The following is a 14,808-nucleotide window of genomic DNA, read 5'->3' as shown; positions in this document are numbered from 1 at the left end:
GTTCAAGTCATTTCTCCTTCCAACTGTTGTAAAAACTGCTGCATGAATTGGTGGCGTTCAGTGGCCTCCGATCGCGCTGCGGCGGTATTGAATGAATCTTTCAGCTTCAACAACTTGGTGTAAAAGTGATCAATGATCGCGGCTTGATCGTTGGCTTCCCTATGGTAACAAAACGGATCTTCATGAAACGTTAAAGGGTGGCCAAAACCGGTGCCCACCATCAAGGTGCGGGCGATGCCAATGGCCCCCAATGCATCCATGCGGTCGGCGTCTTGCACCACTTGGGCTTCCAAGCTTTGGCACGGGATGTTGGCCGAATAGCTGTGGGCACAAATGGCGTGGTGGATGGCTGCCAGGTGTTCCTTGGGATAGTGCCATTGTTGCAGCAGGTCCACCGCCGCATCGGCCGCCAGTTGTGAGGCTTGGGACCGAAGTGGCGAATTCTTCGCCACCGGCACACAATCATGCAACCAGGCCGCCGGCAGCACCACCCACAGATTGGCCCCTTCGGCTTGGGCAAACTGCAAGGCCGACTTCACCACCCGTTTGATGTGATTGAAATCATGGCCTGGGTCCGCCGCTTCGATGTGGCCGACGTGTTCGGCCAATCGATCGGTCCATTGTTGTTGGCTGCTGGCATCCATGTCAGTGACTGGAGAACACGTCAAACAAGGCTTTGAACATGGCCCGGAGTTCCAAACTGAACAAGGTGAAACGGCTGTCCAGTAATTGCCATTCAGATTCAATGGATTCATCATCCAATTGGTCCAACACCACGTCGGTGAACTTGATCTTTTTCAGGCCCAGGTCGTGGCCCAACACCAATTCGATGCGGTCGTTGAACAACAAGCCCAGTTGGGTCACCAAATAGCCATTGTCGATGTGCTGTTTCATTTGGTCTTCCAGGTGTGCGATGTTGCGGCCACGCACCACCCCTTTGCTGTCGTCCAAGGTTTCCAACACGATTTCATTGTCTGGCTGAAAGCCCGCATCGCCTTGGGCCTTGATCACCCATTGGGTCAGCACTTGGGCCACCGCGGAGGAGGGGCCGAAAGCCGAAGCTTTGAATGAGCCCAGGGTTTGGCGCAATTGCGAGACCAGGTCTTCGGCGGCATTCTGACTGGCACAATCAACCACCAACAAGTCCAGCTTCAGGTCCAGATAGGCCATGATGGTTTTGGGCTTGACAAATGCTTGGGGCAGCATTTCCAGCATCAGCTGTTGTTTCATGTCGGTTTGTTGCTTGCGGCCGGGTTTTTGTCCCGATTCGGCTTTGATCGATTCCAGCTGTTGGTTCAGCTGGTGGTTGACCACCGCCGCGGGCAGCACCTTTTCTTCCACCCCCAAGGCAAACAGCATGGCATGGCCACTTTTCAGCACAAACAATTCACTGTCAGAACCAAACGGCGACACCCAGCCTTTGGACACGGCTTCCATCGGGGCACAGGCTTTCAAAGCATCGTTTTTGAGGGCGGCAGACAGTTGTTCCGCGTCCAGGGTCAAGGTTTCATTGAGTTGAAACAGGCGCGCATTTTTAAACCACATAGATCATCCTGAATTGAAAGCCGTTATTTTAACCAATCAGGCGTCAATTCACACACTTATTGCAGCCCTCAGTGCCACCCCAGTTGCGGGTCGGATTGTTCAATTTTTTACTGCAGCCAGGCACCATTTGTGATACCGTAATCATGTGGGGGTTAAGCTGAGTGGTGCCACCCAGTTTGACCCAAATGATATTCCGGGACCCGGTTTCATGAAGCCATCAATGGACCAGGTTGTTTTGATTAGGTGATGACGATGTTTGGTTTTTTTAAGAAAAAGAAAAAAGAAGTGAAACGGGTGGACAAGCGCAAAAAACAACGCCGCAACAACGAAAACCCCAGACGCAGTACGGTCCGCTGGGAACCGGATAAAGATGACCGTCGCAGCGGCGAGGACCGCCGCAAAGCCAACAACACTTGGAACGACACCAACACCAAGTAGTCCCTGACGACCCCAGTTCGGTTTATTTATGCGGGTATTTACTGAAATTTCATCCGTGGTGTGGTATTTTTATTGGGTGTGAGAAACTCAAATGACCAGTACCACACAGGTATTTCAGTAACAAACGGGGCCTTTAACATGTTTGAGAGCAACGCCACTTCAGGTTCAGATACCGGCAAAAAAATCAGGTACGAACCGATAGAACGCAGACGCCGAGACCGCCGCAGTGCGGTGTCTGATCGCCGCACTGAAGAGCGGGCCGACAGCGATCGGTCTGATCGTCGACAAAAATCAGACCGCCGAAAAAAATAAGTTGACCAGGGGCCTATTGACACCAACTGAACGACTGCTGTTCAGGCTCCAATGGTCACAATCAAGGCGCGAATCACGTGGTTTGGTCATTCCAATCGAGCGGTGAGTAACACAGGGTGTGGCCATTGCAGTCTGAACCCGTGGGACTGGGTCGTATTTTCCACCCTTCAGCTTTATTCACTCGTTCATGTGGAGTGACCACACATCACGACTGAAGCCTTGATGGATGAAAAATACGATCCAGCAGTCGCCTTTCGGTTGGTATCAACAGGTCCTAATGCCAACTGGATTGGTGATGCTTCGGTGGTAAGGCACCGAGGTATTCATCCAGCGTCAACAATTCAATACAAGGCACCACGCCTGCCGTGGTCTGATTTCGCATAATTTTCTCGCACATCAACACCGCTGGCATTGCCGGCACCCACGGTCCCTGTCCATCGAATACCTCCAAGAACCAAGTTCTCTGGATGCGATCCCCTTGTTCGTTGCGGCCTTCGATGGCCACATGCATGCCGCCATCGGCGGTTCCCAAGCGGTCAAACCAGTGACTCATGCGCAACAATTTGTCCGCTTGTTTGGTCAAGTTGAGGGGCAGGCCCAAACGCACCAATCCGGCTGCCAACCACATCAACACATGCAACAGCTTGCTTTCCATCCCGGCGGCAAAAGACAGTGACTTGATGTTGAAGTGGGCCGCAAAAAAGTCCAAGTCAGCCGCTTCGCAATGCCCCATCAAGCGGCGACCTATGGTGGGATAGGCTTGGGCATGCAAACCGAGCCAGCCATAACTGGTTTGGCGCATGCCTGGCCAGGGTGCCAAGCGCCGGCCCAAATAGGACAGCACCGCTTGGGTGGTGGCCAAGCCCCGGGGTGTTTTTTGGCCGGGCGTGATGCCGATGCGCACCTGATCAAATTGTTGGATGCCATGTCGATCACGCAGTTGCGCCAAGACCGCCGAGGACAAAGCCGGTACGGTGCTGGCGGCAGTGATGGCACTCACCCCACGGGCTTGGGCAGCGGCATCCAGGGCCAACATGTTTTGCACATAATCGCGGCCATCGGCCAGATCGATGTAATGACAACCGGCTTGGATCACGGCCTTGGCGATTTGGGTGTCTTGGCCTTGAAACGGGCCGCAGGTGTGGACCACCACCCGAGGTTTGAGCTGGGCCAATTGGGCAGACAAATCTTGGCTGACATCAAACACCGCCACCGCTACCGAGGCGTTGGGGTGCTGGTGTCGCAAGCGATTACGCAAAGCGATGGCCGGGGCCTGTCGACGGCCATTGATGATGACATGGATGGCCCGCTGGCACAGGGCGGAGGCGATGCGATGGCCAAACACCCCGTAGCCACCCAGCAACAAAACGTCAGGTCGCTTGGCGCTCATGAAACACACCGGTTTGGTAAAAGGTGCGGCCCAACACAGGGTGGTCCATGGTGATGGTGAAACGGAAATCGTCACCACCCAAATCCTGGTGGATCACGTGGGTTTCACCGGGGCTGAGCCAATGCGGCAAGGGCACATACCAGCGCCATAATTTCCAGAAATAGCGGCTGCTTTTGAAATGCAATTCACCGTTTTTGGCAAACACGTCCAAGAACATGCCAAAGCCACCGCCGACCATTTCCATCATCCGCCCCCGGTCGTCTTTTTTCACTGAGGTGACACTGAAGGGCCGTTTGCCTGGAAATTGGTAGGTGCGTTGCCAATAAACCCCGGGTTTGCCAGGGCGGGTGGTCAGCACCACTGCCATGGGCACATGGGTGCCTTGGTGGGGACTCAAAGGGTTGCCAATGATTTGCGACAGGAAGGCGAACAACCAGCCGGCCCGGGAACAGGCGACTTGCTCCATGATGCCATCATATATGATCGGCGCGCCTGCACTGGGTAAGCGGTTGAAGCGGCGTTGCACATTGGGGTGGAGTTGATGCCAATGGGGACCTAAGTGCCATTTGATGGTGTTTTTTTTGGGCATTGGAGGCGTCCTTTGCGGGTGCTGTCATGTTACCATGTGCGGCCACACAATCCCATTGAAATCGCAGGTCACCTGCCATGCTTGAATCGTTGTTGAATCTGGTGCTGTTTGCCGCTGTGCTGCTGGTGGTGGGCTTGATCATGTGGCTGCCTGAGTGAGTACCGGGCGTGGTGCTTGGTTGACGGTGGTGGTCTGATGATGGGACAATTCGCTGATGTACCAAGCATTGGAAATCAGCAAAATCATCCAAACCATTGACCGATTAAGCACACGGATCAATGACTGCTTTCCCGAGTCCGGGATCAAGGGCGTGTGTGTGGAGTTGTTGCAATGTGCCAGGGGCTTGAGTCAAAAAATCTGACAAAAAATGGATTTCTTGCGCCACTGATCCCCTTTGGGTTCCCCGCCCACAAAAAATCCGACAAAAAAATATAACCAAATCCGTGGTGGCTGCGTTTAAGCTGGCATGATGAATGAAATCGATGACAAAACGGTTGTCAAAGCAACCCAGGGCGATAAGAACGCATTTCGCCTGATCGTGTTGCACTATGCACAGGCGGTCAACCGTTTGGCCTATCGATACACGGCCGATGCCAGCCACGCCGAAGACATCGCCCAAGAAACCTTTATCAAAGCGTTTCAAGCGATTGGGCGGTATCAATCCAAAGCCAAGTTTTCCACTTGGTTGTTGCGCATCACCACCAACACATCCATCGACTACCTGCGCAAAGCCAATCGCCAGTTGGCCCATTCACTGGATCAGGAATGTCCCCAATTGGAATTGGCCGAAGACGGCATCGACACAGTGGATCAGCTGGATTTGAATCAGCGTTTGATGCGTGCCATGTCGGACTTGAGCGATGTGGAACGGTTGGCCATCACCATGAAACACCACCAGGGCTATTCCATTGAGGAAACCGCCCAGGAACTGAAAATCAAAAGCAATGCCTGTAAACAAACCATATTCAGGGCGGTGCGAAAGCTCCGCAAACAACTGAAAGTAGAGGTGAGCGCATGAATCACAAAGACGACGAAAAATTATTGATGATTTATTTCAATGAGACCGATGACAAGACCCGCGATGACGGCTTGCAGTCGCCCGAAGTCTGTGATCAATTGAACCAATTGGAGGCTGACATGAACGCCATAGAACGCGCTGCAGAACAACAACATCCACTGGCCGAAGATTATGGCCAACAACTGTGGGAACGGATTGCCGACCGGCTTGACGACAACCCAGGCATTGAATTACCCCGCTTGAGCTGGTGGCAAAAATTGCAGAATTACTGGCTGATGCCACAGTATTCACTGGCCAGTTTTGCCTTGGTGATTGGTCTGGTGTTGGTGTCGTTCTACGTCGGTAAAAACCAAACCGATGATGCGTTGAATCGGCAGCTACAAGAGCAGTTGCTGGCCCAAAACATCCAGTTACACCTGACCCAAAGTGAAATCTTTTTGACCCAAGTCAGCAACGGCAATGGCGCCTTCAACAGCCAAGCCACGGCGCAACGCTTGCTGTCATCCAATCGCCTGTTCAAACGGGCCTTGGCGCAACACGACAGCCAGTTTACCAGCCAATTGTTACAAGACCTGGAACCGATTTTATTGGAGTATGCCAATGGCTCAGCCGCAGGCAACCCCAACCAAACCCATGGCCAACCCCGAGTCAATTGGGTCAAGGACTCATCGTCCAGCGACCTGATGTTTCAAATCAAAACCATGAAACAACAACTGGCTCAAACCAACGATCTTATTTAGGAGCAAACCCATGCAAACCATTCATTTAACCAAAGCATTCAAATCCATGGCACTGGGATTCATGCTGTGCAGCCACACCTGGGTGATGGCCCAATCAGCGGATGCCCTGGAAGCCTATGAATTGGGACAAGTCTCGATGCAAAGCAAGGATTGGCGAGATGCCATCGAAGCTTTCGAGGAGGCTGCCAAAGACCGCAAATTACAGGCCGCTGCACAATACTGGCAGGGCTATGCCCATTACCAGGTCAAACAACGGGCCCAAGCCCGCCGTTTGCTGGAGCGCTTGATCCGCAATCACCCGAACTCTGATTGGGCCGATGACGCCCAAGTGTTGTTGTTCGAACACGGTGACAGCGATGAACAAGGCACGCATCAGGCGGCCTTGGATGAAGAGTTGAAACTGTTCACCTTGCAGCAGATCATGTTCAACAACCCCGAAAAAGCCTTGCCCAAAGTCTATGACATGTTGGAGCAATCGAATTCAGAACGGGTCAAAATGAACGCCATCCAGCTGTTGGGCATCAGCGACAGCGAGGCGGTCGTGGACTACCTGTTCCGTTACATTGGCACCGAACAAAATCAGGGCTTACAACACCAGGCGATTCAAATGCTGAGCTTGCGTGATGGCATCGAAAGCCGCAAGAAACTGTTGCAGCTGTATGAAAACAGCCAAAGCCGCGACCTCAAAGCGGCCATCATCCAGGGCTTCATCCACCACGATGACAGCGACGAATTGATCGCCTTGTTGAAAAAAGAAAGTGACCCTGATTTGAATGTGAGCCTGATCCGCATGCTGGGCATCAAAGGGGAGTCGGCGGCTTTGAAAGACCTGTATCAAAAGTCCCAGGGTGACTCGCGCCGGGCCATTTTGGAAGCCTTGGCTTTGTCCGGTGATGCCGCCTATTTGTACTATGTGATCGACAACGAAAAAGACCCCAGCATCAGAACCAAAGCGATCCAATCACTGGTCATGGTGGATGACGACAACATGGGTGATTATTTGGCCCGCTTGTATCAAAAAGCCACCGATGAGTCGGAAAAGGATGCCATCACCGGGGTGTTCATCGCCACCGATGTGGACCCGCAAGTGGTGATTGACATTTTCCAGCAAGAAAACAGCACCGAGCGCAAACAGTCTTTACTCAGCACCTTGATGGCGATGGACGAAGTGGACGGTTTGCGACAGGTATATGACACGGAAACCGACCCCGAAATCAAGTCCGCCATCATCCGTTTGTTCGGGGTGATGGACGCCACCGATGTGTTGATGGGCCTGTATGAGGCCGACCCCGAATTGGCCAATGACCGCAGTCTGTTTGAAGCTTTTGGTATGAGTTCATCTGAACTGAATGTGGATTTCTTGATGGACCGCTTCAAAGAAGGTGATGCCGAAGTCAAGCAAGGCGTGCTGCATGCCTTGATGATGCAAGGCAATGCCGATGCCATGGTCCAGCTGTTGAAGCAAGAAACCGATCATGAAGTGAAGAAGATGATCATCAAGACGATTGGTATCACCGATCCCGATGCTTTGATCGACGCCATCGAAGACTGACCCCAACAGGGCTGGGCAACCGGCCCAAATCCCCCACCTTGAACTGAACCCGCGCTGGGCCCCAAGTCCAGCGCCAACCGGAGACCTTTATGTTGAAAAAGATGAAACACACCCTGGCCCTGACCGCTGTTTTTTGCAGCAGCGCATGCTGGGCCCAATTCCCCCAGTTGGACATCAATCGCGTTGATGCGTCCTTGTCGGCCCACAGCCAAAAACACGATGGCTGGCTGGCTTACAGCGTGCCAGCGGCGGTGGACACCCCTTCCATGTGTTGTTGGAACCAGGGTGAACAAACGGTCTGTGATTTGAATGAAAAACAGTATGGATATGGCTCGTCCAGTCACAGCCCCAACACCGACTTCATTCATGTGTTTGTGCACATGGATGACGGCGCCATTAAGCGCATGCTGCCAGTCGGAGACCACTGCGAGGTCAAAGCCGATGGACTGACCATTGATTGGCTGACTGCGGTGGACAGCCAGGACAGCATTGATTGGTTGACCGACACCGTCACCAACCAACAAGAAGGTGATGAAAATGGCGCCTTGTATGTGTTGAGTTTGCATGCCGGTGAAGCCGCTGCCCGCGCCTTGTACGACCTGGCAGCCAACAACCAGGACGGTTACTCTGAGCAGTCGGTGTTTTGGCTGGGACAAAGAGAGCAAGATGGGTTTGCCCATTTGCAGGAACTGTATGAGACCTTGCCGGTGGGTGAGGTCAGACGCAAAATCAATTTTGCCTTGAGTCAAAACCGCACCACCGAGGCGGTGGAACTGTTGCAAGCCATTGCCCAAGATGAGTCAGATGGTGAACAACAAGCCGATGCGATTTTCTGGTTGAGTCAAACCGATCAAGTGGCCGATTTGCCGGCATTTTTGGTCGATTTGATGAGCCACACCGAGCGCCGTGAGGTGAAAGAAAAAGCCATCTTCAGCCTGTCACAGATCAACAGTGACGAGGCCAATGACGAATTGGCCAAGTTGGTCAAAGACCACTTGGATGCCGAAGTGCGCGAAAAAGCCTTGTTTTGGTTGGCGCAAAACAGCCCCCAGCGGGCCGAGAAAGCCGCCTTGGCATTGTTGAACACCCGCCAAGATCGCGGTGAATTGGACAATGCGGTGTTTGTGTTGTCGCAATTGCCGTCTGAGCAGTCAGCCAAAGCCTTGTTGCAAGTGGTCAAAGGCCATTATGCCCGCTCGGTGAAAAAGCAGGCCTTGTTTTGGTTGACCCAAACCGAGGATGAAGCCACCTTGAAACAGTTGGAAGACCTGCTCTGATTGACCGTGGCCCCGGGGCCATACCCCAGCCGCCAGGGTTTTCGCTGGTGGCTGGGTCTTCAGGGCCAGCCAACACCGGATCATCGTGATGTGGCTCACGGTAAAACATCGTCCACCATGCTACCCTGAATAAACCAGTCAGCCACCAACAACCATGAGTCACACATTTGGCATCCAAGTCACGTTCAAAGCCGTCAAGGGCAAGGGCGACGATTTGGTCCGCATCCTGTCCGAAGCGGCCGCCATCATTGAAAACCTGCCTGGTTGTCAATCGTTCATCGTGTTGCAGGGCATGGCCGATCCAGACCGGGTGATGGTCACCAAAATCTGGGACAGCCAACAATCCCACCAAGCCTCGCTGGCCAACAGAGAGGTGTTAGGGACTGATGTCGCCAACGAAAATGTATCTGTTAATTCTGAAAATGTCACAATCCAGGCGCGAATCGCGTGGTTTGGTCATTCCAATCGAGCGATGAGCAACGCAGTGTGTGGCATTTTCAGCCTTAACCTTTTGGGCTGGATCGTATTTTCCAGCCCCCTGCGTTATTCATTCGCTCATGTGGATTTACCACACATCACGAATGATGCCTTGATGGCTTAAAAATACGATCCAGCAGTTGCCTTTTCGTTGGCGATATCAGACCCAAATTCAACCCGCTGCCTGATCAATCAAATGGCGCACCACGCCGGTCGCCCCATCACCCACCGCCACCAACAACTCCGACCGATCAGTGCCTGAGTTGGTCCGTTTCAAGTCAATCCGGTAGGACTGTGCCAAACCCTCCCCACGCAGTACCCTCTGTTAACCATGCCGATTGCCCTTTGAAAGCGGTATAATTGAAAATGGTTTCAAACGCAGGAATTGAAGATATGTCGATGAATGTAGTGGCCTGGTTGGTCTATGTGTTGCTGGCAGTGGGGGCATTTTATTGGCATGGACATCCGGAGCTGTTGGTTTTCAGCGGTGCGCTGGGGTGGCTCAAAGCCCTGTTGTGGGCGGTGTTTGTGGCCTTCATGCTGTACACCATTCACTGTTCTCGAAAAGAAAATTTGATCCTCACGGTGCGCAGCATGGCAGGCTATTTTTGGGGCCGTCAAATTATGCTCGACTTGTACATGGGCTTGATCCTGACTTTGCTGATCATCGGCTTGCATCAAGGACTGTGGGTGATGCTGGTTTGGACCCTTCCGGTGTTGTTGTATGGCAACGCCATTGCCTGGTTGTACCTGTTGATTCACTTTGAGTCTTTGGTGGCCATGTTGGGCTCATGATGGCGAAACGCACAGCCATCATGCAACGATCACTGTGGGTTTGGCTGCCAGTGATGTGTTTGCTGTTGCCGGGATGGGTGGCCGCCATGGACATCCGTTTACCCAAGCCGGCTGAAATTGGCCCGGGCTGGCAAGGCGGCACCGGTGTGGTGATCGAAGACTTGCACAACCCACCGGCGTTTTTTGCCCAGTCCATGGGCCAAACCATTGAACAGTACCGCACCATTGGCGTCACCAGCATGGCCAACTTGGCCTACCGCCAGGCCAGCAACCTCACGGTCCAGGTGGAATTGAAATACTTCGAATTCGAGTCGGCGGCTGCGGCCTTGGCCTGGCAACAAAAAAAATATATGTATACCGGATGGAAACAACACTATACCCGCTTGGAAAACGACGGTGTGGTGATCTATGACAGCACCGAAATCAACAAGCGCATCGTGTTTCTGGAGCAACATTGGGTGACGGCTTCAGTCAACGCCGATTCGAAAGACCACATGATGTTTATGAACCACATCATCAGACAAATCAAAGCCCATGAATGAACCTGAGAACAAAGCCAAGCCAAAGCCAACGCCGAAATTGGTCAGCAAAACGAAGTTGGCCATCATGCTGTGCTGGATCCCATTGGGCATTGGCTTCAATGCTTATTTGACCCTGGAGCGGGGTGGGGCATTGAACACCCGGTGGTTGCTGGCTGCTGGAGCCACAGCGGTGATTGCGTTGGTGATCATTTTGTGGCTGTCCTGGTATGCCAACAAGCCGGAGGATGAATGATTGAGATCTATGAAAAATACAGTGGTTTGATTCCTCTCTTGGGCGGGTTGTACTTGACCTTGTTGGCGCATCGGGTGTTGCCCAGGAAAATCAAAGACCCGGCCAAACATGAATTGTGGCATAAAAAATTTGGCCATTCGGCCAAATACCTGGGCCCCTTTTTGATGCTGGCCGGATTGCTTGAGTTGCTGGGGTTCTTGGGGTGACAGCAACCACCGAAATTGAACACATCAGAACCGAAGTGGGCAATCAGATCATCGCGGATCTGAAGCAAACCGGCTGGCGCAAGACCCAGGAATACAGCCCATTGGCCTTTGACAAAGGTATAGATTACGACAGCCTGACTTTGACCAAGGGTGCAGAGACGCTTGAATTCGAATGGAGCAATTGGTTTGAATGGTCGATCAGTGGGCCGGCGGACAGGCTGCAACAGTTGCAACAACAATACGCACTGAAATGACCACAAATCATGCGCTCGGGGCAGCGGTTCTGTTAAGCTAATAAGCCGTTTCAACACCAGGTATCAAACATGGCAATCAAAGACAACCGAGAACGATATGGTTTGGTCAGTCGCACCTTGCATTGGGGCATGGCGCTGTTGATCTTGTGGCAATTCCTCAGTGCCGGCGCGCACTATTTTCTTGAAGACACCGCCATCGAAGCGTTCTTTTGGCCCAGCCACAAACCGTTGGGCGTGTTGTTGTTGCTGTTGATGGTGTTGCGCTTGCTGTGGGCCTTGTTCAATGCCAAGCGGCGCCCGCCATCGATCAATCTGGCGGCCAAGCTGGGTCATGCGATCTTGTACCTGTTGGTGATTGCGGTGCCAACCATTGCTTTGATCCGCCAATACGGGTCGGGCCGGGCTTTTGAGCCCTTCGGCATCCCGCTGTTCGCTGGCTTTGAAGGCGATAAAATTGACTGGATGTTGAAGTTGGGTGGTGACTGGCACGGTGAATTGGGCTGGGTGTTGCTGGTCTTGTTGCTGGGGCACGTGGCCATGGCCCTCAAACACCGCAAAAGCCAAGCCGAAGTGTTTAAGCGGATGGGTGGTTGAGCCAATCCCAATCAGGTCTTAAGTCGCTAGGCAACTCATGATTCACACCCTGTTATCAGCGAGTTTGTTGATGCTCGCGGTGTTGCTGTTGGGTTTGTCGATCAAGTCTGCCCGCCACGACCGTTATTGGCCGATGGTGTTGTTCTTGTTCTGTGTGGGGGTGCAGTTGTTGCAAGCCCTGCTCAGCATGGGCACGTTTTATGAACGCCATCCCAACTGGTTGCATGCCGGTACTTGGCTGCTGTTTGCCAATGGGCCAACCATGTGGCTGATGCTCCACCCCAAACAACCCAATTGGTCTCAAGTGCGGTGGCATGGGGTGCCAGCGCTGTTGGCCTTTGTCTGGTTGTTGACTTTTTACCACCTGGATCCGGCACTCAAATCAGCGGCGTATTATGGTCGGGGTGCGCACAAAATGTGGTTTTGGTTGTTGTTCTTGTTGCACTGGTTTGGGTACTGGCTGTTGATCTGGCGTCGCTTTGGGATGCAACCACAGCCCAATCGCAGCCTGATGTGGCTGGTGTTGGGCTTGTCAGGCAGTTATTTGCTGAGCTCTGGCATCACTTGGCTGGGATTGTTTGTGGGGCAGCGGTATTGGGCGTTTTGGGACCTGCTGTCGCTGGTGTCCCTGGCGCTGCTGGTGGCCGGCATCACTTTGTTGCATGTGACCCGCACCGGACATTTGATTCAAGCCCAGCGACCCGCTCCCCCAATCGATTTTACCGCACCCTTGCAACGCCTGGTACGGGAGCAAAAAATCCATCGAGAAGCAACCCTGGACTTGCCGGGTTTGGCCCAGGCCTTGGGCTGTTCCGCACGGCTGTTGTCAGCCTGGTTCAATCAACCTCCCAACAGCGGCTTTCACCACTGGCTCAACACCCAACGCGTGGCAGATGCCCAACAACAAATCTGCAACCGGCCTGAAGCCCAGGTATCCACCATTGGCTATGATGTGGGCTACAACAGTTCGGCGACATTTTATCGGGCCTTCAAACAAATCACCGGCCAGTCTCCTGGTGTCTTCAAAAAACAGGCGCCATAAACCGCTTTATTATGGATCAATGTTTCTCATCTACCGCCGTTGAGAAGACGGCAGCGGCTTGAGCCCTATCATGGGTGGTTTTCAATGGGAGCAAATGATGAAGATGACGAAGATGTTGGCCGCTGGCTGCACCTTGGTGATGGCAACCTTGCCGGCTGGAGCCGCCACCCCCACCGACTACCAATTCAAACTGGGCCATTGGCAAATCGAGGCCAAGGCCATGCAAGCAGATCAGACCCACGTGTCCGGTTCGGGCACGGGTCATGTGTACCGCAATTCGGTGGGCGTGATCCAAGATGATTTGTGCATCGACATGGCGCAGTCCGCTGATGCGGTGGGTTCCACCCTGCGCACCTGGGATCCGGTGAAACAATTGTGGCAAATCACCTGGGTACCCTTTGGCAGCCCTTCAGGCACAGGTACGGCGATCGCCCAAGCGGGTTCGGTGATTGAATCCTTTCCTGGCCAAGACCAACACGGCACCTATGTGGATCAGATGCGCTTCACCAGCCACAGCCCGGATCACTATGTGGCCAACTTGATCCGCATTTACGACAATGGCGGCTTTCAGTTGGATTGTATATGGTGCTATGAGGCGAAGCGGGTGGCCGCGCCCAAGTCGACCGCATGTGCTTTGGTCCCATGAGCCCGATGGGCCTCAAACTTTGAGTTGTGCGTAGTCAAAAAAGCGCCTGCGGGACTCGCCTGCGGCGCTGGAATTAACCTTGTTGGGGTGTTTCAGCTTGCGCCAAGCGCTGACCTGATTGCCGGCGTTGAGGTGTGGGAAGTCCAGGTCGGCAGGCGCGCTTTGACCCATGAACGCCAACAAACGGCTCAGGCCACCGGCCTGATCGATGGCCAGGCTCAAGCAATCTCGGCGGTGGCTGAAATAGTCCGTCACTTGTTGGTGGTGGCGGTGGAAACAACGACTCAAATTGGCCACCCCCAACGGCTCAGGGTCCTGTAACAGGTCGAAGGTGTCGTTGAAACAGCGTTTGATCACCGGGTTGAAATGGCCTTCAGGTCGCATCTGGACTTGCATTTTGTGCAACAGCTGTTGCATGGATGGCAACCAAGCAGCCAGCGGGCGCTGCAGATGGACAAACCCAGACCCAGGAAACAAGCGGTCCAATTGTGCGTAGTCGGCATAGCACGGGGTGTCGGCCACCACTTGGGCCAACTCAAAGGTGCGGATGGTGTAGGCGGTGTGGGCCACCTTAAACCCGTGTTCTAACAGCGCGGCACACAAACTGGTGGTGCCGGTCCGGGGCAGGCCAATCACGAAGGTTTTGTTGTGGGTCATGGCAGGCATCTGGCTGGCATTCAGTTGTTGTTTTGGCCTCTATGATAACAAATCTGATGCCTTTGCCAAGAAGATTGACTTGGGTCAATCATCGGCCTCGGTGCTTGGCCTACAATCTTGATTCCATGTCAGCAAACCGGAGTCCATGATGAAAAATTTTCCCGCCCAATACGCCGAACTGAACCAATGGATGGAGCAATTCGGACAAGACCAACCGGCTGTGATGCAAGCCTTTGGCAAGCTGCATGAGGCCAGCGTCGAGGCCGGTGTCCTGGATGGCAAAACCAAAGAATTGATAGCCCTGGGCATCGCCATCACGGTGCGCTGTGATGGCTGCATCAGTTTCCATGTGCACGATGCCATGGCCGCTGGTGCCAGCAAAGCCGAAATCGCCGAAACCGTGTCGGTGGCCATCCTCATGGGTGGCGGACCTTCGGTGGTTTATGGCATCGAAGCGATGCAGGCCATGGCCCAGTTCCAAGAGCAGGGGTTGTGAGCTGAC

At 53.5% G+C, this 14,808-nt stretch carries 23 protein-coding genes; 17 read left to right on the top strand and 6 right to left on the bottom strand.

What is annotated here, in order from left to right; genetic code table 11:
* Positions 1 to 2: 2 nt before the first annotated feature.
* Positions 3 to 644, bottom strand: coding sequence for an HD domain-containing protein (locus K7G70_RS09265; RefSeq protein WP_223788345.1), 642 nt, complete (start codon positions 642 to 644; stop codon positions 3 to 5).
* A gap of 1 nt (position 645) precedes the next feature.
* Positions 646 to 1,545 (bottom strand): recombination-associated protein RdgC, encoded by a 900-nt coding sequence (locus K7G70_RS09260; RefSeq protein ID WP_223788344.1) that lies wholly within the window; start codon positions 1,543 to 1,545, stop codon positions 646 to 648.
* A gap of 252 nt (positions 1,546 to 1,797) precedes the next feature.
* Between K7G70_RS09260 and K7G70_RS09255 the strand changes: the two genes are divergently transcribed.
* On the top strand, positions 1,798 to 1,983 hold the full coding sequence (locus tag K7G70_RS09255; RefSeq protein ID WP_223788343.1) for a hypothetical protein: 186 nt from the start codon (positions 1,798 to 1,800) through the stop codon (positions 1,981 to 1,983).
* Between the two features lie 138 nt (positions 1,984 to 2,121).
* Complete coding sequence (locus tag K7G70_RS09250; RefSeq protein WP_223788342.1) at positions 2,122 to 2,295, top strand: hypothetical protein; 174 nt, start codon at positions 2,122 to 2,124, stop codon at positions 2,293 to 2,295.
* A gap of 274 nt (positions 2,296 to 2,569) precedes the next feature.
* On the opposite strand, the gene K7G70_RS09245 is transcribed toward K7G70_RS09250, so the two are convergent.
* Together K7G70_RS09245 and K7G70_RS09240 are read right to left on the bottom strand one after the other, a co-directional pair.
* Positions 2,570 to 3,685: a saccharopine dehydrogenase family protein gene (locus tag K7G70_RS09245; RefSeq protein WP_223788341.1), complete on the bottom strand. Its 1,116-nt coding sequence runs from the start codon at positions 3,683 to 3,685 to the stop codon at positions 2,570 to 2,572.
* Positions 3,666 to 4,274: a DUF4166 domain-containing protein gene (locus tag K7G70_RS09240; RefSeq protein WP_223788340.1), complete on the bottom strand. Its 609-nt coding sequence runs from the start codon at positions 4,272 to 4,274 to the stop codon at positions 3,666 to 3,668. The genes K7G70_RS09245 and K7G70_RS09240 overlap by 20 nt, the downstream gene beginning before the upstream one ends.
* A 214-nt stretch (positions 4,275 to 4,488) precedes the next feature.
* Here K7G70_RS09240 and K7G70_RS09235 point away from each other — a divergent pair, with 214 nt between their 5' ends.
* From K7G70_RS09235 to K7G70_RS09210, 6 genes are all read left to right on the top strand, one after another.
* Positions 4,489 to 4,635 (top strand): hypothetical protein, encoded by a 147-nt coding sequence (locus K7G70_RS09235; protein WP_223788339.1) that lies wholly within the window; start codon positions 4,489 to 4,491, stop codon positions 4,633 to 4,635.
* A 105-nt stretch (positions 4,636 to 4,740) separates the two neighbouring features.
* A complete protein-coding gene (locus K7G70_RS09230; protein WP_223788338.1) occupies positions 4,741 to 5,292 on the top strand; it encodes an RNA polymerase sigma factor in 552 nt (183 codons plus the stop codon).
* Positions 5,289 to 6,032: a hypothetical protein gene (locus K7G70_RS09225; protein ID WP_223788337.1), complete on the top strand. Its 744-nt coding sequence runs from the start codon at positions 5,289 to 5,291 to the stop codon at positions 6,030 to 6,032. The genes K7G70_RS09230 and K7G70_RS09225 overlap by 4 nt, the downstream gene beginning before the upstream one ends.
* A 10-nt stretch (positions 6,033 to 6,042) precedes the next feature.
* Entirely contained in the window at positions 6,043 to 7,584 is a 1,542-nt protein-coding gene (bamD, locus tag K7G70_RS09220) for an outer membrane protein assembly factor BamD (RefSeq protein WP_223788336.1), read from the top strand.
* Positions 7,585 to 7,673: 89 nt separating this feature from the next.
* Positions 7,674 to 8,861 carry a HEAT repeat domain-containing protein gene (locus tag K7G70_RS09215; RefSeq protein ID WP_223788335.1) on the top strand — a complete coding sequence of 396 codons (1,188 nt, stop codon included), beginning with the start codon at positions 7,674 to 7,676 and terminating at the stop codon, positions 8,859 to 8,861.
* A gap of 154 nt (positions 8,862 to 9,015) precedes the next feature.
* Positions 9,016 to 9,462, top strand: a complete 447-nt coding sequence (locus K7G70_RS09210; RefSeq protein WP_223788334.1) for an antibiotic biosynthesis monooxygenase family protein — start codon at positions 9,016 to 9,018, stop codon at positions 9,460 to 9,462.
* 48 nt (positions 9,463 to 9,510) lie between these two features.
* On the opposite strand, the gene K7G70_RS17915 is transcribed toward K7G70_RS09210, so the two are convergent.
* The gene (locus K7G70_RS17915; protein ID WP_255589931.1) at positions 9,511 to 9,639 is read right to left on the bottom strand and encodes a hypothetical protein; all 129 of its coding nucleotides are present in this window, start codon (positions 9,637 to 9,639) and stop codon (positions 9,511 to 9,513) included.
* Positions 9,640 to 9,737: 98 nt separating this feature from the next.
* On the opposite strand from K7G70_RS17915, the gene K7G70_RS09205 reads away from it, so the two are divergent.
* The 8 genes from K7G70_RS09205 to K7G70_RS09170 all read left to right on the top strand — a co-directional run bounded on the left by K7G70_RS09205 (position 9,738) and on the right by K7G70_RS09170 (position 13,649).
* Positions 9,738 to 10,133, top strand: a complete 396-nt coding sequence (locus tag K7G70_RS09205; protein WP_223788333.1) for a hypothetical protein — start codon at positions 9,738 to 9,740, stop codon at positions 10,131 to 10,133.
* A 20-nt stretch (positions 10,134 to 10,153) separates the two neighbouring features.
* On the top strand, positions 10,154 to 10,675 hold the full coding sequence (locus K7G70_RS09200) for a hypothetical protein (RefSeq protein WP_223788332.1): 522 nt from the start codon (positions 10,154 to 10,156) through the stop codon (positions 10,673 to 10,675).
* Complete coding sequence (locus K7G70_RS09195) at positions 10,668 to 10,907, top strand: hypothetical protein (RefSeq protein ID WP_223788331.1); 240 nt, start codon at positions 10,668 to 10,670, stop codon at positions 10,905 to 10,907. The genes K7G70_RS09200 and K7G70_RS09195 overlap by 8 nt, the downstream gene beginning before the upstream one ends.
* A complete protein-coding gene (locus tag K7G70_RS09190) occupies positions 10,904 to 11,113 on the top strand; it encodes a hypothetical protein (RefSeq protein WP_223788330.1) in 210 nt (69 codons plus the stop codon). Before K7G70_RS09195 ends, K7G70_RS09190 begins: the two co-directional genes overlap by 4 nt.
* Entirely contained in the window at positions 11,110 to 11,367 is a 258-nt protein-coding gene (locus K7G70_RS09185; RefSeq protein WP_223788329.1) for a hypothetical protein, read from the top strand. Before K7G70_RS09190 ends, K7G70_RS09185 begins: the two co-directional genes overlap by 4 nt.
* Before the next feature lie 69 nt (positions 11,368 to 11,436).
* Positions 11,437 to 11,961 carry a cytochrome b gene (locus tag K7G70_RS09180; RefSeq protein ID WP_223788328.1) on the top strand — a complete coding sequence of 175 codons (525 nt, stop codon included), beginning with the start codon at positions 11,437 to 11,439 and terminating at the stop codon, positions 11,959 to 11,961.
* A gap of 37 nt (positions 11,962 to 11,998) precedes the next feature.
* On the top strand, positions 11,999 to 13,003 hold the full coding sequence (locus K7G70_RS09175; protein WP_223788327.1) for a helix-turn-helix domain-containing protein: 1,005 nt from the start codon (positions 11,999 to 12,001) through the stop codon (positions 13,001 to 13,003).
* 103 nt (positions 13,004 to 13,106) lie between these two features.
* Entirely contained in the window at positions 13,107 to 13,649 is a 543-nt protein-coding gene (locus tag K7G70_RS09170) for a hypothetical protein (protein ID WP_223788326.1), read from the top strand.
* A gap of 12 nt (positions 13,650 to 13,661) precedes the next feature.
* Here K7G70_RS09170 and K7G70_RS09165 read toward each other — a convergent pair whose 3' ends face one another.
* A complete protein-coding gene (locus K7G70_RS09165; protein WP_223788325.1) occupies positions 13,662 to 14,306 on the bottom strand; it encodes a sulfotransferase in 645 nt (214 codons plus the stop codon).
* A gap of 148 nt (positions 14,307 to 14,454) precedes the next feature.
* On the opposite strand from K7G70_RS09165, the gene K7G70_RS09160 reads away from it, so the two are divergent.
* Complete coding sequence (locus K7G70_RS09160) at positions 14,455 to 14,802, top strand: carboxymuconolactone decarboxylase family protein (protein WP_223788324.1); 348 nt, start codon at positions 14,455 to 14,457, stop codon at positions 14,800 to 14,802.
* Positions 14,803 to 14,808: the final 6 nt, after the last annotated feature.

Source organism: Marinicella meishanensis, assembly GCF_019931145.1.
Lineage (GTDB): Bacteria > Pseudomonadota > Gammaproteobacteria > Xanthomonadales > Marinicellaceae > Marinicella > Marinicella meishanensis.
This window is presented reverse-complemented; position numbering and strand designations above follow the sequence as displayed.